This is a genomic window from Paenibacillus favisporus (genome assembly GCF_040545415.1).
Classification (GTDB): Bacteria; Bacillota; Bacilli; order Paenibacillales; family Paenibacillaceae; genus Paenibacillus_AQ; species Paenibacillus_AQ favisporus.
The window spans coordinates 1065843-1085955 of the sequence record NZ_JBEPLV010000001.1; the positions used below are offsets into that span (position 1 = coordinate 1065843).

Annotated in this window: 20 protein-coding genes; 14 read left to right on the top strand and 6 right to left on the bottom strand. The window is 54.2% G+C overall.

Features of this window, described 5'->3' with window-relative positions; translation table 11 throughout:
• The first annotated feature begins 57 nt into the window (after positions 1–57).
• The 5 genes from ABID47_RS05035 to ABID47_RS05055 all read left to right on the top strand — a co-directional run bounded on the left by ABID47_RS05035 (position 58) and on the right by ABID47_RS05055 (position 4610).
• Positions 58–1014, top strand: a complete 957-nt coding sequence (locus ABID47_RS05035) for an ABC transporter permease (protein ID WP_076171622.1) — start codon at positions 58–60, stop codon at positions 1012–1014.
• A gap of 36 nt (positions 1015–1050) precedes the next feature.
• Positions 1051–1959: an oligopeptide ABC transporter permease gene (gene opp4C, locus ABID47_RS05040; RefSeq protein WP_397341697.1), complete on the top strand. Its 909-nt coding sequence runs from the start codon at positions 1051–1053 to the stop codon at positions 1957–1959.
• A gap of 14 nt (positions 1960–1973) precedes the next feature.
• Positions 1974–2957, top strand: a complete 984-nt coding sequence (locus ABID47_RS05045; protein ID WP_076171628.1) for an ABC transporter ATP-binding protein — start codon at positions 1974–1976, stop codon at positions 2955–2957.
• Positions 2950–3915 (top strand): ABC transporter ATP-binding protein, encoded by a 966-nt coding sequence (locus ABID47_RS05050; RefSeq protein ID WP_354495134.1) that lies wholly within the window; start codon positions 2950–2952, stop codon positions 3913–3915. Before ABID47_RS05045 ends, ABID47_RS05050 begins: the two co-directional genes overlap by 8 nt.
• Positions 3916–4094: 179 nt before the next feature.
• On the top strand, positions 4095–4610 hold the full coding sequence (locus tag ABID47_RS05055; protein ID WP_354495135.1) for a hypothetical protein: 516 nt from the start codon (positions 4095–4097) through the stop codon (positions 4608–4610).
• Between the two features lie 78 nt (positions 4611–4688).
• On the opposite strand, the gene ABID47_RS05060 is transcribed toward ABID47_RS05055, so the two are convergent.
• Positions 4689–5501, bottom strand: a complete 813-nt coding sequence (locus ABID47_RS05060; protein ID WP_354495136.1) for a DUF4367 domain-containing protein — start codon at positions 5499–5501, stop codon at positions 4689–4691.
• Entirely contained in the window at positions 5482–6069 is a 588-nt protein-coding gene (locus ABID47_RS05065) for an RNA polymerase sigma factor (protein ID WP_076171639.1), read from the bottom strand. Before ABID47_RS05065 ends, ABID47_RS05060 begins: the two co-directional genes overlap by 20 nt.
• Positions 6070–6350: 281 nt before the next feature.
• Between ABID47_RS05065 and ABID47_RS05070 the strand changes: the two genes are divergently transcribed.
• Together ABID47_RS05070 and ABID47_RS05075 are read left to right on the top strand one after the other, a co-directional pair.
• Entirely contained in the window at positions 6351–8633 is a 2283-nt protein-coding gene (locus ABID47_RS05070) for a histidine kinase (protein WP_354495137.1), read from the top strand.
• Positions 8634–8692: 59 nt separating this feature from the next.
• Complete coding sequence (locus ABID47_RS05075; protein ID WP_116230000.1) at positions 8693–9697, top strand: aldose 1-epimerase; 1005 nt, start codon at positions 8693–8695, stop codon at positions 9695–9697.
• A 100-nt stretch (positions 9698–9797) separates the two neighbouring features.
• On the opposite strand, the gene ABID47_RS05080 is transcribed toward ABID47_RS05075, so the two are convergent.
• Positions 9798–10280, bottom strand: a complete 483-nt coding sequence (locus ABID47_RS05080) for a double zinc ribbon domain-containing protein (protein ID WP_354495138.1) — start codon at positions 10278–10280, stop codon at positions 9798–9800.
• 292 nt (positions 10281–10572) lie between these two features.
• Between ABID47_RS05080 and ABID47_RS05085 the strand changes: the two genes are divergently transcribed.
• The 3 genes from ABID47_RS05085 to ABID47_RS05095 are packed head-to-tail and all read left to right on the top strand — an operon-like array spanning position 10573 to position 13155.
• Positions 10573–11511, top strand: coding sequence for a helix-turn-helix transcriptional regulator (locus tag ABID47_RS05085; RefSeq protein ID WP_354495139.1), 939 nt, complete (start codon positions 10573–10575; stop codon positions 11509–11511).
• 21 nt (positions 11512–11532) lie between these two features.
• Complete coding sequence (locus ABID47_RS05090; RefSeq protein WP_354495140.1) at positions 11533–12231, top strand: AlkZ-related protein; 699 nt, start codon at positions 11533–11535, stop codon at positions 12229–12231.
• Positions 12232–12255: 24 nt separating this feature from the next.
• Positions 12256–13155 (top strand): hypothetical protein, encoded by a 900-nt coding sequence (locus tag ABID47_RS05095; RefSeq protein WP_354495141.1) that lies wholly within the window; start codon positions 12256–12258, stop codon positions 13153–13155.
• Between the two features lie 103 nt (positions 13156–13258).
• Here the strand turns inward: ABID47_RS05095 and ABID47_RS05100 are convergent, their stop codons facing one another.
• The 3 genes from ABID47_RS05100 to ABID47_RS05110 form a co-directional block, all read right to left on the bottom strand.
• Positions 13259–14023, bottom strand: coding sequence for an SDR family NAD(P)-dependent oxidoreductase (locus ABID47_RS05100; protein ID WP_435530587.1), 765 nt, complete (start codon positions 14021–14023; stop codon positions 13259–13261).
• 174 nt (positions 14024–14197) lie between these two features.
• Positions 14198–15427 carry an aminopeptidase gene (locus ABID47_RS05105; RefSeq protein WP_354495142.1) on the bottom strand — a complete coding sequence of 410 codons (1230 nt, stop codon included), beginning with the start codon at positions 15425–15427 and terminating at the stop codon, positions 14198–14200.
• Between the two features lie 182 nt (positions 15428–15609).
• Positions 15610–16842, bottom strand: a complete 1233-nt coding sequence (locus tag ABID47_RS05110) for an aminopeptidase (protein WP_354495143.1) — start codon at positions 16840–16842, stop codon at positions 15610–15612.
• A gap of 159 nt (positions 16843–17001) precedes the next feature.
• Between ABID47_RS05110 and ABID47_RS05115 the strand changes: the two genes are divergently transcribed.
• From ABID47_RS05115 to ABID47_RS05130, 4 genes are all read left to right on the top strand, one after another.
• On the top strand, positions 17002–17274 hold the full coding sequence (locus ABID47_RS05115; RefSeq protein WP_354495144.1) for a hypothetical protein: 273 nt from the start codon (positions 17002–17004) through the stop codon (positions 17272–17274).
• A 56-nt stretch (positions 17275–17330) separates the two neighbouring features.
• Positions 17331–17999 carry a sporulation-specific diadenylate cyclase CdaS gene (cdaS, locus tag ABID47_RS05120; RefSeq protein ID WP_076171658.1) on the top strand — a complete coding sequence of 223 codons (669 nt, stop codon included), beginning with the start codon at positions 17331–17333 and terminating at the stop codon, positions 17997–17999.
• A gap of 201 nt (positions 18000–18200) precedes the next feature.
• On the top strand, positions 18201–18653 hold the full coding sequence (lspA, locus tag ABID47_RS05125; RefSeq protein WP_221223914.1) for a signal peptidase II: 453 nt from the start codon (positions 18201–18203) through the stop codon (positions 18651–18653).
• Positions 18654–18855: 202 nt separating this feature from the next.
• Positions 18856–20109: a DUF445 domain-containing protein gene (locus ABID47_RS05130; protein WP_354495145.1), complete on the top strand. Its 1254-nt coding sequence runs from the start codon at positions 18856–18858 to the stop codon at positions 20107–20109.
• Positions 20110–20113: the final 4 nt, after the last annotated feature.

Below are 20113 nucleotides of genomic sequence, written 5' to 3' on the forward strand. Positions count from 1 at the left end.
CCCGACCGCGAAGCAGCCGCTTCTGCGGCGGGGGACCATGTAATTAGGAGGCGAATGATGGGCACTTATTTGACGAAGCGTATCATTTACATGATCGTCATCCTGTTTGCGGCATCCTTTTTGATCTTCAGCCTCTACGCGCTGACTCCGGGGGATTTTATCAGCAGCAACATTAAGCTGAGCCCGGAACGTAAAGCGGAGTTAAGGGAGATTTACGGACTGAGCAAGCCGCTGCTGGAACGGTACGGCATATGGATGAACAACGTATTTCACGGAGATTTCGGTTTCTCGCTGGCACAGCAGCAGCCGGTGCTGAAGCTGTTTAACCAGTATATTTGGAACTCCTTCCTGCTGGCGGTCGTATCCACGTTTTTGACCTGGGTCATCGCCGTGATCATCGGGGTCGTTTCCGCTTATAAGCAGTATTCGTGGTTCGACACGATCGTGATGGTGGCTATTTTTGCCGCCATGTCGATCCCTTCCTTCTTCATCGGCTTGTTCCTGATCAAGATTCTGGCCGTCGACCTGAAATGGCTTCCGCCGGGCGGGATGTTAACGACGGGAAGCAACGCGACCGGCTGGGCTTATATTAAGGAAGTCATCCATCATATGACGCTGCCTGTGATCGTCATGACGCTGCTCGGCGTCGGCTCGCTGACGCGCTATTTCCGCAGCAATATGATCGACGTCATCAAGCAGGATTATATCCGCACGGCCCGGGCGAAAGGGCTGAAGGAAGACAAAGTGCTGTTCAGACACGCTCTGCGCAATGCGCTTTTGCCGGCCATCACCCTGGTTGGCTTTGAGCTGCCGGCCCTGTTCGGCGGATCGATTATTATCGAAAAAATCTTTAACTGGCCGGGAATCGGCCAGCTGTATATGCAGTCCTTCAGCCTGCGGGACTATCCGCTGCTCATGGGCTTCACGATGCTGCTGGCCATTCTGACGGTTATCGGCACGCTGCTGTCGGATGTGCTCTATCACATCGCCGATCCGCGCGTGCGGCTGCATTAGGGAGGGGAGACGCTTATGGCCATTAACAGTACACCAATGACCGATGCCGTTCCGGCTGCAACAACGACGCCGAAGTCTTCCTCCTTATTTAAACAGTCGATGCGGAGGCTGCTGCGTAACAAGCTGGCGATTTTTGGACTTGTCGTCGTGGTCATCATGTTTATCGCTTGTTTCCTGGGGCCCGTATTTTCGCCTTATGCTGATAACAAGATTCATATGAACGTGATGAACAAAGCGCCAAGCATGAAGCACTGGCTCGGTACCGATGCCCTGGGGCGTGACGTGCTTACGCGGGTGCTTCAGGCTGGCCGCATTTCCTTGACGGTAGGTCTGGCTTCCATGTTCCTGTCCGTGTTTATCGGTGCGCTGCTCGGCGCGATCGCCGGCTACTACCGGGGGATTGTTGACCAAATCATTATGCGGATCGCCGATTTGCTTCTGACGATTCCGGGACTGCCGCTGCTGTTTATTTTCGGCGCGCTTCTGTCGGAGTGGAAAGTGCCGACGAATTATCGCATGTATATCGTCATGCTGATGCTCGGTCTCGTCAACTGGCCGGGGCTTGCCCGGATGGTGCGAGGGCAGATGCTCAGCCTGCGTGAGCGCGAATTCATGCAGGCCGCCGTGGTGCTCGGTCTGCGCGACCGCCGCAAGCTGTTCAACCACCTGCTGCCGAATATCGTTCCGCTCCTGATCGTCATTGCGACGCTCAATATTGGCGGATCGATCCTCAGCGAGTCGGTGCTAAGCTTCTTCGGCCTCGGCGTCATGCCGCCGACACCGACTTGGGGGAATATGATCGACGCGGCGAACAATTTGATCGATTTTCAGGAGCATCCATGGCTGTGGATTCCTCCAGGATTTTCTATTTTTATCACGGTAATTGCCATTAACATATTTGGAGACGGACTCCGGGATGTGCTGGATCCCAAACAGAAGAGGTAGGTGAACAGCGTTCTATGAAAGATCTCATTAAAATCGACCATCTGCGCACGCATTTCTTCAGCGACAAAAACGTGATCAAAGCCGTAAATGACGTCAGCCTGCGCGTCCGGGAAGGCGAAACGGTATGCGTCGTCGGCGAGTCGGGCTGCGGTAAAAGCGTTACCGCCATGTCCATCATGGGTCTGATTGAGGAACCGGGAGGTAAAGTGGTTGGCGGAAGCATTGAGTTTGACGGCCGGGACCTGCTGAAGCTCAGCAAAAACGAGCTGCGTACGATCCGCGGGAATGACATCTCCATGATCTTTCAGGAGCCGATGTCTTCGCTGAACCCGGTTCTGAAAATTGGGCAGCAGATTATGGAGCCGCTTATGGTGCACCAGAAGCTGAGCAAGAAGGAGGCCCGCGCCCGTGCGATCGAACTGATCGAGCAGGTGGGGATCTCGCGGGCAGAGCAAATCGCCGATTCCTATCCGCATGAATTGAGCGGCGGTATGCTGCAGCGGATCATGATCGCGATTGCGATCTCCTGCGGTCCGAAGCTGCTGATCGCCGATGAGCCGACGACGGCGCTGGACGTTACGATCCAGGCTCAAATTCTGGATATGCTGCGCGAATTTAAAAAGAAGTCGAACATGTCGATGATGCTGATCACCCATGATCTGGGCGTCGTGGCCGAAATGGCGGATTACGTCGTTGTCATGTACGCTGGCAAAGTCGTGGAAGAAGGCGAAGTGGTGAAGCTGTTCGAGTCGCCGAAGCATCCGTATACGCAGGGGCTGCTCAAGTCCAAGCCGATCATTAATCAGCGGCAGGATGAGCTGTATTCGATCCCGGGGCAGGTGCCGAATCCGCTGGATCTGACCGAATCGTGCTATTTCCATGACCGCTGCGCGCACTGCATGGACATTTGCAGAACGAAACAGCCGGCGCTTAAGGAAGTTGCGGATCAGCAAAAAGCCGCTTGCTGGCTGTATGAGGAGGCGGTTGTTCATGTCTGATGCATTGCTTGAAATCAGCCATTTGAAAAAATATTTTCCGATCCAGAAAGGTCTACTGAACCGCACTGTCGGTCACGTGAAGGCCGTTGACGATATCAGCATCACGATCCGGCCGGGCGAAACGTTCGGGCTGGTCGGCGAGTCCGGCAGCGGCAAAAGCACGGTTGGCCGCACGGCCATCCGCCTGATCGAGAAGACGTCAGGGGAGGTCAAGTTCAAGGGTATCAATATTTACGATCTCCCTCCCGAGGAACTGCGCAAGCTTCGGCCGAGCATGCAGCTGATCTTCCAGGATCCGTACAGTTCCCTGAACCCGCGGATCCGCGTCGGAGACGCCATTGGCGAAGCGCTGCTGGATCACGGCCTGGTGCCCAAAGCGGAGATTCGCGACCGGGTGCTGGAAGTGCTTCAATCCTGCGGATTGTCCTCTTATCATATTGACCGGTTCCCGCATGAATTTTCGGGCGGTCAGCGGCAGCGGATCGGAATAGCCCGGGCACTGGTGCTTAATCCGGATCTCATTATTGCCGATGAGCCCGTCTCGGCGCTGGATGTATCCATCCAGGCACAGATCATCAACCTGTTTCGCAAGCTGCAGGAAACCCGCGGGCTTGCGTACTTGTTCATTTCCCACGACCTCAGCGTCGTGGAGCATTTATGTACGCGGATCGGCGTCATGTACCTGGGCTCCATGGTCGAAACGGCCACCCGGGATGAGCTGTTTAAAAATCCGCTGCATCCGTATACGAAGGCGCTGCTGTCGGCCGTGCCGGTTCCGATTCCGAAGCTGAAGCGGGAGCGAATCGTGCTCAAGGGCGACATTCCGAGCCCTTCCAATCCGCCTTCGGGCTGCAAGTTCCATACGCGCTGCCCGTTTGCGGAGGCCCGCTGTAAAGAAGAAGTGCCGAAGTTTCGCGATGCGGGCGGCGGTCACTTCGTTGCTTGTCACCTAGTGTAAAATACCCCTTGTTAGGGGAAGGGAAACCCCCGTTTCGATCGAAACGGGGGTTTTTTAGTGCTTTTAATGAAAATGTGAGAAAAAGCAAAGAAAATGATGAAAAAATGATGAAACCTCTGAAAGGAGGCTGCCGTTAATAGTAGTGAAATTCAATATTTCCTAAAGGTAAGGTGAGAGTCATGACGAAGAAATGGATCAACCACAAACTGCTAGCCATTATTGCCGCCACTACCGTACTCAGTATGCTTCTCGCGACCGGGGCGGGTGCCGAACCAGCCGGATTCGATGATGCGGACATTTCCGCAGCCGCCGTAAAAGAACCGGGAGCCTTAACCACTCCTCCGCCTCCTGAACACTTCATCACGAGCTTCGCGTCTTTCACATACTTGAACAACTGCTATGCGTCAGCCTCGCTCGTCAATAGCACAACCGTGGCTTTAAAGGCCAGCACTTACGCCAAACAGAGCGTTGACAAGATTGGTCTCGATCTAACCCTGCAGCGCTGGACCGGATCTGCATGGGTCGATATGGAAACGAGACGGTACCTGGACACTGGAAACAGCACTATATCCGGGGATTACAACGGTACGGTGATCACGGGATATTATTACCGCGCCAAAGCCTACCATACCGTATATCAAGGATCTGCTTTCGAACAGACCACCACGTATTCCCCACAAGTGTTGGCCAAATAGGATAATAAATAAAAGTGACCGCCTGCGGGCGGTCACTTTCTGGTCACGCTGAATAGGGGGATGCCAACAAATCATTCATTAGGGAAGCGGCTCAACCAGGTTGAGAATTTCCTCTTTACTCGCCGTGCTTATGATGTATAGCTGCACTTTATTATATTTCATGATCAGCGAATTCATGTTGCTTTCGGTATAATAGGCTTCATAACCGTTCTTGAGCTTGATCTTGACAGGTTCTCCGTTCGTGAAATAACCTGTGCTGGAATTCGGGAGAACTCGGCTCACGGTAATAAACAGATTATCGTCTTCCTTTGGCCCGGTATAAAGCATGGTAATTTCGTTATATTTCTTTGTTTCGAGATCTTTTGCTATGACGGTGGATTGCTTGAAATGATAACGCTCCGGAATTCGGCCGCTAAAATCCGGAATGGTAAAGCTCAATTCTTTCTGCACTTCACTGAGCGAGCGCGTTGTGGGGACACCCTGTTCCGAAGAAATGATTTTCCCATCCCATGGCAGCGGTTCCGGCTCCCCGTCCATATAATTTGGCGGTGGAGGGGTTTTCGCGATACCTCCCGTATCAGTCTGATCGTCTTGGAGAAAAGCCACATTCTTAACGCCGTCTCCCCAGTCAACAATGGAGTCGATCAGCGGAGAAATGGCCTTCGTCACGGCTGTGGAGCTGAAAATGACCGCTCCGGCCACGAAAGATGCGGCCACCACACCGCCAAGCTGCAGGTGCCGATTACGTCTGCGGGAACGGTTCACTTCGTTCAGCCGGGCTTGAACCTTGTTCCAAGATGCCTTCTTGCTATCTTCGGACGTCAAGGAAGTTGAAGAGGCTGCCTTCTCGAAGGCGGAATCGAACCAATCTTCAAATTTTTCGCTTTTCATCCTTTACCCCCCACTCCTTAAAGAGCATTTTCTTGATACTTTCGCGTGCCCGGTACAGACGTTGTTTGACGGCATCCTCGGTAACTTCAAGCAGATCGGCGATTTCCCGGTATGACAGGCCCTTTCGCCAGCGATACTCGACCAGAACCCGGTATTCCGGTTTCAATTCCCTTAAATACTGAATAATCGATTCTTCCATGAACTTCGTTTCTACCGTATTTTCGATTGACACCGTCGGCTGTGCAATCTCTTCTTTATACATAAAGACACCTTCGACATCGACTTGGTTACGGTACTTTTTATTTTTTCGTAAATAATTTATGGTCGTGTTGCGCGTCACGACTTTGAGCCAGGCTTTCAGCTTGGCTTCATTTTCAAACACGGGTTTGCTTTTGATGATCTTAATGAAAGCATCCTGGATAATATCTTCCACCACGGAATGGTTTTTCACGATATACATGATCATGCCGTAGGCATAATCATAGTACTCATAATAGATTTCTTCCTGTAAATCCCGGCTGAGATCGTTGTAATCCGTAGACACAAGAAGCCGGATCATGTTCGGCATGGTTTTCCCCTCTTTCCCATTCGCCCGTCTCTCGTCTGTTTTATCTCATCTTTCCCATTTTACATGATATGTCCAGTTTAGCCTATTCTTTCATGTGAAACGGATACGGAAGAGACAGGGTGAATCAGGCTTAAATAGCCGCATTTTCTTCCGAAAAAGACGCTAGATCGGGCAATACCAATACAGGGTGAACCAAAAAGGGCGGTGAACGATTTTACAAAGATGGCTGTGAACAGGTAAGATTCACCACATATCAACAATGTGCAGAAGGGGCTTGAGCCATGGGGGATTACAGACGCAAATCGCCTGAAGAAATTCTCGAAGAAATCCATAGACTGCGGCGGGGGAGGCTCAAAATCATCATCGGGGCGGTAACCGGTTCCGGGAAAACCTATCACATGCTCCGCGAGGGTCAAACCCTGAAGTCCCAGGGGATTGACGTCGTCATATGCGCGGTGTCCACGCTGCAGCGTACGGAAACGAAAAAGCAGCTCGCCGACCTGGAGAGGGTGCCCAGCATCCACTGGAATGAAGGAGAAACGGAATACAAGGATCTGAATCTGCCGGGCATTGTAAGCCGGAATCCCGAAGTTGTGCTTGTAGACGGATTAGCTCATCGAAACCGCAAGCACGCCGAGCATCGAACCCGGCTGGAAGATATCCAGTTTCTGCTGAATCACGGCATCAGCGTCATCACGACCGTCAATGTGTATGAAATTGAAGGCATTCATGAACTTGCCCGCAAATGGACCGGGGTAGAGGTCAGGGAAACCGTTCCGCTAACGACTCTGGGTATGGCCGACGAGGTTCGGCTGATCGACGTTTCTCCGGAAACGCTCATCTCCAGGTTAAACGAAGGCCATTTGCGGAGCCTCCGGGACGGGGCGTCCTTTTCCCGCAAGGATTTGGCCCTCCTTCGGGAGCTTGCGCTGCGCTTGATGGCCGACGATGTGAACCAGTCGCTGGAGAAGTTCCGCGAGCACGAGGGCATCAGCGGTCCCTCCGGTGCCTCGGAGCGTATCCTGGTGGCGGCGCAATACCATTGGAACGGTTCGATCTATGTACGACGCGGACAGCAAATCGCAAAGCGCCTGAACGGCGAACTGCTCGTCGTTGTCTTTACGCGGCCCAAGCCGTTACTGTCACGCGAGCAAGAGGCATTTAAGCGTTCTTTGCACAAAATGGCGGACAAGACGGACGCCAAGCTGGAGGAGCTGCCTTTGTCGTCTCCAAGACGGTTTGCCAAGTCGCTGATCCGGTATGCTTTTGATAAAAAAGTGACCCGGATCGTGCTCGGGCATTCCCGGAAAAGCCCCTGGCAGGAGCTGTGGCAGGGTTCGGTGACGAACGGCATTCTGAAGCATGCGCATGGCATCGACGTGTTCTGGGTAGCCGACCGCACGGCGCAAGGGGAACCGCGGATTCTGCCGGCCCGACGAACGCAAAACAAGCAGGGGAAGGGGTATCACCGTCTCAGCCGTGAGGAAATGAACGAGAAAGTGAAGCGGATCGAGCGCGGCCGATTCAAAATTTATATCGGCGCGGCCCCCGGCGTTGGCAAAACGTACACCATGCTTCGCGAGGGGAATGACATATTGACCAAGGGAACGGATGTGGTTATCGGGTGGCTCGAGACGCATGGGCGCGCGGAGACGGCGGCGCAGGTCGGCAGTTTGCCTGTTATCCCACCGAAGGAGATTTCCTATAAAGGCGCTACGCTGTACGAAATGGATACAGAGGAGCTGCTGGCAAGAAGTCCGGAGCTCGTGCTCGTCGATGAGCTGCCTCATACCAACATGCCAGGCAGCCGTTTCCGCAAACGGTATGAAGATATTTTGCTTCTGCTGGAGAACGGGATTTCGGTCATAACAACCTTGAATGTTCAGCATTTGGAGAGCCTCAACGATGCCGTCGAGCACATCGCGGGCATCCGGGTCTCCGAGACGGTTCCGGACACGCTGCTGTCAATGGCCGATGAGGTGGAGCTGATTGACGTTACGCCGCAATCGCTGCAGGAGCGGATGAGGGAAGGGAAAATTTATGCGGCGGACAAGGTCGATCAGGCGCTGGGTTCCTTTTTCCGAACGGGGAATCTGATCGCGCTAAGGGAGCTGGCCCTCCGGGAACTGGCCGACGATGTGGACGAGCGGCTGGAGTCCTGGCAGCGGAATATGTCCCTTCGCGGACCTTGGAGAAAGGAAGAGGTGATCTTTGTGTGCATCCTCCCCGGGACCTCTGCCGAGCGTCTCATCCGGCGCGGATTCCGGATCGCATACCGCCTCAAGGCCGCGCTTCACGTGACTTGCGTCCGCATGGAAGGCCGGGATTGCGACCTGGGGCGATGGCAGGGGCTGACCGAAAGCTTGCAGGGGCATTTCGGCATTCTTGAAACAGACGGGTGGAAAGGACTGCCGGCCAAAGTGCTGGGACAGGCCGAACAAATTCATGCAACCCAGATGATTCTAGGACGCTCAGAAGAAGGAATCATGACTAGATATGCACGCCGAAGAATGCTGAAACGGCTGATTCATGGGGCAAGCCGGATCGATGTGCTTCTCGTATAATGCCACAAATGGTATATTAGAAGAACATTCCTTTTAATCATGAACAGGAGGAGAACAAGTTGACACAATTTGCGGCATTTGAAGGCGATTTTAATGGGGAAAAGGCGATCTGGCTGAAGCATGGGAAATACGAAGCGGCGGTGCTGCCTGAGATCGGCGCCAATCTGATTTTATTCCGTGATACCGAGCAAAACTTCAAGTTTTTGCGGGAACCGGAGGCCGGTGAAATGGAAGACTTCAAGGCAAATCCGGGTGTTTACGGCATTCCGGTACTGTTTCCGCCCAACCGTTACGATGGCGGCAAATTCGAATGGGAGGGCAAAGTCTACCAGTTCCCAATCAATGAAGAAGCCACGGGCAACCAGCTGCACGGATACATGCATACGATCCCATGGACCGTGGATTACATAACCAGCGACGCTTATGAAAGCGCAGTCGTAGTGTCCCAGCGCGTAGGAGAAGGGCATCTGTATAAAAAGTATCTGCCTTTCGATTTTACGATTACGCTGCGATACTCCCTGAACCGGGAAGGGCTGCGGCAGCAGGTCACCATCACCAATGACGGCAAGGAAAAAATGCCTGTACTGCTGGCGTTCCATACGGCGGTCAATGCCCCGTTCGTGCCGGGAAGCGAAGCGAAGGATTACCGGGTTAAAATTACGATCGGCCAGCGGCGTGAGCTGGATGACCGGATGCTGCCGACAGGCGCTTTCCAGCCGCTCTCTCCGGAGGAGGAGCAGCTCAAAGGAGAAGGCGTGTTCCCTTACTTCACCGAAATGGACTTCCATTATACGGCTGAACCGCAGGACGGACGCAATCGGATGGAGCTCACGGATACACGCACCGGGGACGTGCTGATTTACGACGTAGGTACCGGCTATAAGCACTGGATGGTTTGGAACCAGTTCGCCGGCGGCAAATTTTTCTGCCCTGAGCCTCAGATCAACCTCGTCAACGCTCCGAATATCAAAAATATTCCCGCAGAGGAAATGGGACTGTTCGGCTTGACCCCAGGCGAGAAGTGGGAAGAGACGAGCTTTCTGTATGCGCTCAAAAGAAATTAAGCATCGCGGCCGGGCTTCCTGATCCGCTCTTGAATAAACGACAAAACGCCGTGTCCCTGCTGCAGTGAGGGATACGGCGTTCTCTGATTTACCTGATAAATTACTCGTGCTGAAGCTTATGACCGCAGCTGCGGCAGAAATGATCCGAAAATGAGGCCGGTTCTCCGCATTTGGTGCAGTAGGCGCTTTTGGGAATCGAGTTTGAGGCGGCTGCCGGCTGAACGACCACCGTATGGAACTGCTGTCCGCAGAACGGACAGTAGGTTGCGTCCGCGGGAAGCATCTTGCCGCATCCGCATTCCTTCAGGTTTTGCAGGTGCTGGATTTTCCGCTGCAGCTCTTCCACTTCTTCTTCCAAGGCAAAAATGGCCTCCCGGTATTTCTGGATCTCCGCGCTCGGGATCGTGCCGTCCGGTTTCTCCAAGGACTGATGGACGATACGGCCGATTTCCGTATAATTTTTTTCGATTTCCTTTTCCTTCGCCGCCGCTTGAAACTTCAGGGTTGTGGATTCAACCGTGTTCTGCGCTTTCTTGCCGGCATCCGAAACGCCCTGCTTGATTTTGTTGAAAAAGTTGGACATGACGGGTTTTCTCCTCCTTGCGTCCGTGTTCTGATGAAGCCCCTGCGTCGGTCACAGCGGCTTTTCATATCCTGTCCAGTCGTTTGACTCGCTTTTATGCTATTGTATGGCTCTTCCCAATGCATTATAACTGAGCCGGGGCCGAAGGGAAAGTCCCGCCAGCGTCCTATACCGCGTCATTCGACAACTTTTGCATTATGTTAAAAAAGAAAATTCGGCCAAACATTAGTGACATCCAAGTTGTCACCAATAGGCTGATACAATGATTCTACAGCGTAAAGAGGTGAAAAACATGAACCGTATGGACCGCCTGATGGCGATACTCATCGCGCTTCAGCAGGGAAACCAGACGGCCGCAGGGCTAGCCGCCAAGCTTGAAGTGTCGCGGAGGACCATTTTGCGGGATATGCAAGCCCTCTCCGAAATGGGCATTCCGCTTGCCGCGGTGAGCGGCCCCCAAGGCGGATATTATCTGATGGAGGGCTATCAGCTGCCGCCGCTGCAGCTCAATTCCCGCGAAGCCCTCTGCCTGCTGTTCGCGCTGGAAGGGTTGACCCGTTACGCGGACACGCCATTCAATTCGGAGCGGTGGACCGTGATGGACAAAATCAAGGCCGTCCTGCCCCGGGAAACCGCGGAGACGGTCCATCCGATGCTGGATCGCCTGGAAGTGGAGGTGCCCAAGCGTAAGTATACCGTTCCGCACTTGAACGAGCTGCTGGATTATGCCTCCAGCAATCAATGGGTATCGGTGTTCTACCATTCGATGAACAACCGACGCAGGCTGCTGATCCATCCGCTTAGGATTTACGCCGCCAACGGGTTTTGGTACTGTGATGCCTACTCGCAAACCCACGGGGAGCAGCGGATCTTCCGGATCGACCGGATGACGGAGCTTCGTCCGGAAGACCCGCCTGAATTGGGTGAAGGCGATGGCGATCGTCATCAAGGAAAGTCGGAGCCGCGGACGGTCCATATCCGGGCGAAGCTGACCTACCGCGGAATGCTTCAGGTCGAGCGGGACGAGCATGTCGGGGAGAAAATCAGCGCGGTCGGAAACGAAGAGTGGCTGGCGGATTTTCATCTGCCGGTGTCGGAGTGGCATTGGGCCGTACAGCTTTTTTACGCGCTTGGTACGGAGGCGGAGGTGCTTGAGCCCGAGGCTCTTCGCCGGGAGGTTTGCGCCAAGGCTGCGGGTCTGCTGACAGTCTATGAGTCAGACCATACATAAGACGTTGGAGGAGATGATCAGGTGCTTAAGGAAAATGAACAAAAACCGCTGCACATCGAACGGTACGAGGACGCTTGCGATTTAATCGCCCGTGTCGGCATCCTGCCGCTGGCCGGCTTGATTCCGGGACATCCATCCCTGGACGGGGTCACTCCCAAGGAGAATTGGCATACGGGAACCGAACGGGATCCCTGGCTGTGGCGCGCCCGGTTTCCCGGCGACGGGACGGCGGCTTACGGCAAATTCATCAAAAAGAAGGCGGTGCTGATCGCGGCGGATTGGTTTCCGCAGGTGCTGCGGCTGCTTGGTAGTGAAGAGGATCCCGAGAAGCGTTACCGGGACGGCTTGCTATCCAAGCCGGCATGGGAGCTGTACCAGCTGATCCGGGACGACGAAGGGATCGAGACGAGGGAGCTGCGGGCCCGCGCGGGCATGAAATCACCGGACCAGAAAAAGGAGTTTGACCAGGCACTGGCGGAGCTGCAAGGGCAGCTCGCCATCGTCATTTCCGGTGTCAAGGAGAAGCGGAACCTGCTCGGAGAGAAAAACGGCTGGAGCAGCACCTCCTATCAGACGACAGAAGATTGGATGCGTCAGTATGGTATCGAGCGATTCCGGGGAACGAGGGAGCAGGCGCAGACTGAGCTGAAGATGAAAATGGAGGATGCATGTACACCGGAAGCAGCAGCGTACATGCATAAAGCGTTCGGCATCCGTTAATCAGAATTTAAGGAGGAACTGTTGATGGGAGCAAAGGAAGGAAGGTCAGCCCGTCTGGCAAAAGCCAGAGCATTCGTGCTTGCCAACGCGCGGCTGCTGGACCGGCGTCGTTATGAAATGGGGTTCGAAGGAGGTTCCGCAGATGGGGTTATTGCTGCGCTCAAAGCCTACCAGAACCCTGACGGCGGGTTCGGCAATGCCCTGGAGCCTGACATGCGTACATCCGCAAGCCAGCCTGTAGCGGTGGAGCAGGCACTCTGGATCATGGACGAGGCGAACCGGTTTGATCCGGATATCATCGCGGGGATCGCGTCATATCTCAAATCGATTACCGTCCCGGTCACAGGCGGTTTGCCCCGGGCGCTGCTGTCCGTCAATGACGCCCCGCATGCTCCTTGGTGGATAACGGAAGACGACCAGCAGCCATCGCTGAATCCGACCGGAAATATTCTCGGTCTGCTTTACAAGCAGACGGCCGTGAACGATTTCAAGCAAGAGGAATGGTTCACACGAAGCGTGGAATGTATCTGGAACCGGATTCCCCAGGCAGATCAGACGGATTATCATGACCTGCACCAATGCATTACCTTTTTGCAATATGCTCCCGATCGTGGAAGGGCTTCAGCGATGCAGGAGGAGCTGAATCGCTGGCTCCGGCAACCGGACGTCATTGAGCTTGACCCTCGCGCGGAAGGCTATGTCCACAAAGTGCTCGATTGGGCGCCTGTTCCGGCCAGCTACGCCGCGGAACTGATCTCCCCGGCGGATATCGAGCGTCACCTGGACAATTTGGAAGAACAGCAGGAGGCCGATGGCGGGTGGAAGGTGTCTTTCCCATCTATCAGTCCGGGCAATGGGGCGGAATGGCGGGGGCTGATCACGGTCAACCGGCTGATCACACTGCGGGCATACGGCAGGCTGTAGCAGCGTCATTTCATATAGGAATGGTATAACGCAAAAAAACAAAAGGACAGCATCCGGCTGTCCTTTTACTGTCCACGCTTCGATAAAGTTTGGTATGTAGCATCTAAATGGCCGGCATGACGTTGCCGCCGTTCACCGGAATGTAAGCCCCGGTAATAAAGCTCGACAAGTCGGACGCCAGGAACAGGACCGCATTGGCAATTTCCTGGTCGGTGCCTCGGCGCTTGAGGGGAACGCTGCTCGAATACCCTTCGCTGACCTCGGTGTTATTCTCCCGGTCGCGGTCGCTGATGGTCCACCCGGGTGCGACCTGATTGACCGTAATGTTATGCTCGCCGACCTCCTTTGCAAGCACGCGGTAGACGCCGTCCATACCGCGCTTGCCGGCAACGTAAGCGGATTGGCCGGGGAAGTTCTGCATGGAGCACTCGGTGTTGATCCCGATCATCCGCCCCTGCTTGCGCTCGATCATGGCCGGGATGAAGGCTTTGGCCAAAAGGACATTCTGCAGCACGCAGGATTCGAACTGGCTCCGGTAATCCTCGGCCGGCTGGTCCAGCACGCTGGTCCATTCATACTGAATGACAGCGTTTGCGACAACGATGTCAATCGCCTGCCACTCTCCCAGCAGGCGGTCTTTCATCGCCGTAACCGATTCGGCATCGGTGATGTCGGCTTGAACGGCGATGCAGCGCCGGCCCAGCGCCTCAATTTCCTGCTTCAGCTCCAGCGCTTTCTGTTCGTTGCCGCGGTAGTGGACGGCCACATCGGCCCCGGCACGGGCCAGTGTACGGGCCATGACCCGTCCAAGCTGGCCGGAGGCGCCGGTGATCAAAGCGGTTTTCCCCGTAAGATCTATGGATATCATCAAACTGCTCCTCTCCATGGTAGGTGAATTCGTACAAATCGTACCACCGGCATCCGGGAGCGTCAAATGGAATCCATGATTATACCTCAACGGGAGGGAGGAGGGGGGCGGCGTTTTGTAAACACAAAAAAGCACCCCGTCGGTCATGCGACCGTCAGGGGTGCTGCCAGTGAATTATGCCCAGTTTCCGTTGACAAACACCGGCTCTTCTTTGCCATCATGGGTGATTCCGGTAATGTTCATTTCGGGGGAACCCATCATGAAGTCGACGTGTGTGATGCTTTGGTTCATGCCTTGGGACTCAAGCTCGTCCTGTGACATCGTCTTACCACCTTGTATATTGAAGGCGTAAGAGCTGCCGATTGCCAGGTGGCAGGAAGCATTCTCATCATACAAAGTCGTATAGTACAGGATGTTGCTTTGTGAAATCGGAGACTGGAACGGAACAAGGGCTACCTCGCCAAGGTAGTGAGAGCCTTCGTCCATCTCGATCAGGCGTGCGAGCGTGTCCTGGCCTTCTTCCGCTTTGTAATCTACGATACGGCCGTTTTCGAATGTCAGTGTAAAGCGGTCGATGATGTTGCCGCCGTAGCTGAGCGGTTTGGTGCTGCTGACGGTTCCGTTCACGCCGGTTTTGAGCGGGGCGGTGAACACCTCTTCGGTCGGGATGTTGGCGACAAACGCCGTACCCTGCTCATTGACGCTGCCCGCCTGCGCCCAAATATGGCCTTCGGGAAGCTCGATCGTCAGATCCGTGCCCGGTGCCGTAAAATGCAGCTTTTGATACTTTTTGGCGTTCAGCTCATCCGATTTTTTCTGCAGCGTATCGATATGCTCTTCCCAAGCGGCGATCGGATCTTCGCGGTCCGCGCGGCACGCATGGAAGATGGCGTCCCACAGCTTGTCGACCTGCTGATCCTTCGGCGCATCCGGGAACACCTTCGCGGCCCAGTCCGGGGAAGGGAAGGCAACGCCCGTCCAGCTCATTTTATCCGCCTGCTGAAACTGGCGGTATTTCGCCATCGCCTGACCATAGGTGCGCTGATAATCGGCGATTCTTCCAGGCTCTACTCCTTTGAGCAGGTCGGGACTGGAGGAGAGAACGGTCAGGAAAGCGGCTCCGTTCTCAGCGAGCTCGGTCATTTCGCCCGCATACCAAGTCGGGGCTTCAAGGAAAGATTCCGCCGGTGCCAGATCGTACCGGAGCCGGGTGACCGCCTCGTCGGTATAATTGACTTTGACGAGCTTGGCGCCGATCTCATACGCCTTGCGGACGATCAGGCGAACGAGCGGGGCGGCGTCGATCGTTGCATTGACGACCAGCGTTTGTCCGGGCTGCACATTTGCGCCGATTTTGACGGCAAGCTCGGCATAATTGTTTAATTTCTCTTCGAACGAGAGCATAGGCTCTACCTCCACATATGTATTCAATTCTTCCTCATTATAAATTAACCACTGGATAAATAAAACACCTGACTACAAAAGAGCCCTCCTGTCATCGCTCCAGGAAGGCTCTTGCGGCTCCAATATTTCATCGTATGCAGAACAAGGATTCACAGCATTAATGGACCGATTGGAGTCAGTCCTTAAAATGCCCAGTTTCCGTTTTTAAATACAGGCTCTTCCGAACCGTCGGCGTTAACGCCGAAAATGTCCATTTCCCCCGAACCGATCATAAAGTCGACATGGGTCACGCTTGTGTTCAGACCGCGCTCAGCAAGCTGCTCCTGATTCATGTCCTTGCCGCCTTCAACACAGAAGGCGTAGGCGCTGCCGATCGCCAAATGGTTGGAGGCGTTTTCGTCAAAAAGCGTATTGAAGTACAAAATGTTCGACTCGGAAATCGGTGATTGATGCGGAACCAACGCGACCTCGCCGAGGTAGTGCGCGCCTTCGTCCATTTCGACGAGATGCTCCAACGTTTCCTGCCCCTGTTCGGCACTGACGCTTACAATCCGGCCATTCTCAAATGTAATGGAGAAGTTGTCGATGATGTTGCCTCCATAGCTCAGCGGCTTGGTGCTGCGCACCGTGCCGTTTACGCCCGTCTTCAGCGGCGCGGTGAACACTTCCTCGGTCGGCATATTGGCGACGAAGCTGTGTCCTTTCTCGTTGATGCTCTCGCCGGCTGCCCAGATATGTCCTTCCGGAAGCTCGATGGTCAGATCGGTTCCCGGTGCGATATAGTGGAGCTTCTTATATTTTTTGGCGTTCAGGATGTTCGATTTTTCTTCCAATGTGGCCAGATGCTGTTTCCAGGCACCGACCGGGTCTTCCTGATCAATGCGCACCGTATGGAAAATCGCTTCCCACAGCTTCTGCACCCGTTCAGATTCGGGAGCGTCAGGGAACACCTTTGCAGCCCATTCCGGCGAAGGGACAGCCACGATTGACCAGCTGAACTTGTCCGCCTGCTGGTAAGCACGGTAAGGTGCCATCGCCTGGCCGCGTGTTTTTTGGTTCATGGCAATCCGCTCCTGCTTGATCCCTTTCAGCAAATCCGGGTTCTCGGCAATCACGTGCAGCACGGCTGCCCCGTTTTCCACGAGTTCGATCATTTCCCCTGCAAACCATTTTGGTGGAATCGCGAAGACTTCATCGTCGGCCCGTTCATACTGCAGACGGGTAACGATTTCGTCGCTCCAATTGACTTTGACGAGCTTGGCGCCCGCATCATACGCTTTTTCCACGATTAAGCGGACAAATTCCGCCGACTGGATCGATGCGTTGACGACCAGCGTTTGGCCCTTTTGGACGTTGACGCCTACACGGACGGCAAGATCGGCATATTTGTTTAATTGACTGATGAAATCGGTCATGGATTCATCCCTCCAGATACTGGTTATCAACTGACACAAGTAGTATTGTACTAAATTGTTCCGCATAATGAAAACCTAAGCTCTGCCGTTTGATGGAAACGGCCGCCTCCATGGTATACTATAGTATCAAATACACCACTTAGAAGGAGCAATGGATTCATGGACTTTACAATTATCGAAGCCGGGATGAAGCTGGACGAGGAACGACACTACGTGGGGCACACCATTTTTACTTTGGAGGGGCATAAGTCCAAGTATGAGGTTACCTTTTTCAGCAAGAAGGGCAATGATTGGGATTACAGCCTGAACTATGCGGACGAATCGGGCATCGAAGAGGAGATGCTTCAGGCCGATGCGCGGCTGGAAGAGGATGACGACCTGTTTGATGCGCTGCTTGATGCCGCGATGGATACGATGGAAGACGCCGAATAGTCGGAAGGCTGGACGGAGCAGTCTATATTTTAAGTCATAAGGAAAGGTGAGCCGACGTGAACAATGAAGATGAGCTGGGTCTGTCTGAAACGATACAGGTCCATCTGAAAAAGAGCCTGTCCACTATTAAGGCGGAAATCGAGAGCATGCTGGCGACGATCGACCAGAAGGAATGCTGCATTCTGAACGAGTTTGAGCAGATCCACAGCGTCTTTACCGACATGCAGATGACGGCCGCATCCTATTATCTGAATGCGTATCTGTCGCCTTATACAGATCGCTATGTAGCATTGTCCACGGCGCTGCAGCATCTGTCGGAGCGGAATCACGGGGCGCTCATCGTCGTCAAAAGAAACGATGCGCTCCCGCCGCTGGTGCATTCCGGCATACCGGTCGGGGCAGACGTGTCGCATACCCTGCTGGAATCGATTTTTTATCCGGGGGGACCTCTGCACGACGGGGCGGTGCTGGTCGACAAGAACCAAATCGTCTCCGCCGGCAATGTACTGCCCGTTTCTAAAGCGCTGCGCGAGGGGAAACTTGGAACCCGTCACCGGGCCGCATTGGGGCTGTCAGAAATATGCGATGCGCTGATCCTTGTCGTTTCAGAGGAGACGGGGAGGGTTTCTTTTGCCCTGAACGGAACGCTCTACCCGGTACGCCCGGGGGAAATGGATTCACGGCCGGTGTTCAGCCCGGATGTAGCCGTCCCTGGAGGGGATTGAGGCAAGTTCGTGGCAGCCAGCAGATGCAGGATGGGAGTCAAACTTGTGTACGCAGAGCGATCTGACGCATAATGGACATACAGGCATGCTGCATGGCTCCATTAGAAAGGGTCGGCATCGGCGTCTCTACCCGATTTGTTCCTTCGCTGAACAAGGGGAAATGAGACAACGGACGCAGAGGGAAAGAGGTGCATCATTATTTTGTTTTACATCATATCGCTGATCGTCATTGCGATCGACCAACTGAGCAAGCTCTGGGTCCGCTCATCCATGGTCGTCGGAGGTTCGAGGCCTTTTCTTGACCCGTACGTTCATTTTGAGTACTACCAAAATTCCGGTGCCGCATTCAGCTCGTTCCAGGGCTACGGCAAGTTATTTGTCGTATTTGCGGTGTTTGTTACGGCCGTCATTATCTATTACCGGACCAAAGGCGTGCTTAAGGGGACATGGATGGAGCTGGCCACGGGCTTTCTCGTCGGCGGGGCGATCGGCAATGCGATCGACCGGGTGCTGTTCGGCAAGGTTACGGATTTTATCGTCCTCGGCCGCATGACAGGCATTATGAATATCGCGGATATCGCGATTAATATCGGCATCGTGGCCATTATTCTGTCCGTGATTTTCCGCCGCGAGCCCAAGCAGTCTTATTCCTGATGCCCTGTTAACGGACATTTGGAATCATGATGTGCAGACAGCAGACTCCCGGGAAGCCGGGAGTTTTTCGCGAGCTCGGGTTTTTCGGCTGTAAACGAAACAAATGGGCTACAATATGGTTAATAGTTTGATAGCGTGATCGGTCATTGAAGCAAGTCGAATCGACGCCATCATGGTATACGTACATATGGGGGTATGCAGATTGAAATCCAGATATTTGGCCGGGTATTCCCTGGCTGTTATGGGTGCGGGCTTTCTCGTCATGCTTTTCCTGCCGCAAAATTCGTGGGTCAAGCTGCTGCTGGGAGGCTTTGAAGCCGGACTCGTCGGCGGATTTGCCGACTGGTTTGCGGTCACCGCCTTGTTCCGCCATCCGATGGGGATTCCGATCCCCCACACGTCGCTGCTGCTTAAAAATCGCAACAAAATCGTCAATTCGCTCATCTCTGCATTGGAAACCGAACTTCTGAATAAGGAAAGCATCACGTCCAGACTTCGGCAGATGAAGCTGTTCCAGTCTGTGTCGACCGGGCTGTTCAAGCTGATCCGGCGGAAAGAGGTCCGCATGAAGCTCCTGTCTTCGCTGGAGCAGGCCGTTCGCGAACTGCCGCTGGAGAAAGCGGCCCCGCACATCCGGGACATGGTGCTTCGGTACATTCATAGCCGGAACATCACCGAATTGTTAAACCGTGTGGTCAAAGAGACGGAAGCGCACCAGTTGGACGAGAAGGTATTGGACTACGGACTGCTGTACGCCGCAGAATGGGTGAACAACCCGGACAACGAAATGATGCTCGGCAAGCTGGCGCATGCCAAACTGGACGAGCTTCAGCTTGGAGGAATGAAAGGCTTTGCCGTTCAGGCGATGCTGGGCTTTATGAACGAGGAAAAATTGGGAGCGATTTTGAAGAAGCTGATCCTCTCGGCATTGCTTGAAGTGGCGAATCCGGAAAGTCCATACCGGGAACGGGTTGTCAAAGGCATCCGGGAGCGTTTGGCCCAAGTAGCCGACAGTCCTGAAACGGAAAGCCGCATAAAGGGTTGGCTGGATGACAAGCTGAGCTCTGAGAACGCGGAAGCATGGATTGCCGGCCAGCTGAACCATATGCGTGAACGTCTGCTGCTGTGGATGGAAGCCGAACGGGAGCGAGGCGGGCGTATATGGATTCGTCTGTTCCGCTGGTGCCATGATTTGCTGAAATCCAAGGAAGAGTTAACCCTCCGGTGGGAACAAGGGGTTCTGGCAATGATCGTTCAGCTGGTGGAATCCAATTATTACCGAATCGGCGTGCTGGTGCGGGAAAATCTGGACAAGCTGGACGATCAGTCGCTCGTCAACATGCTGGAGGAGAAGGTCGGCAGCGACCTGCAGTGGATCCGGGTCAACGGCGCGATTTGCGGATTCGTGATCGGCATCGTGCTGAGCGCCATTCATTTGCTGATTTTAAACGGGTAAATTC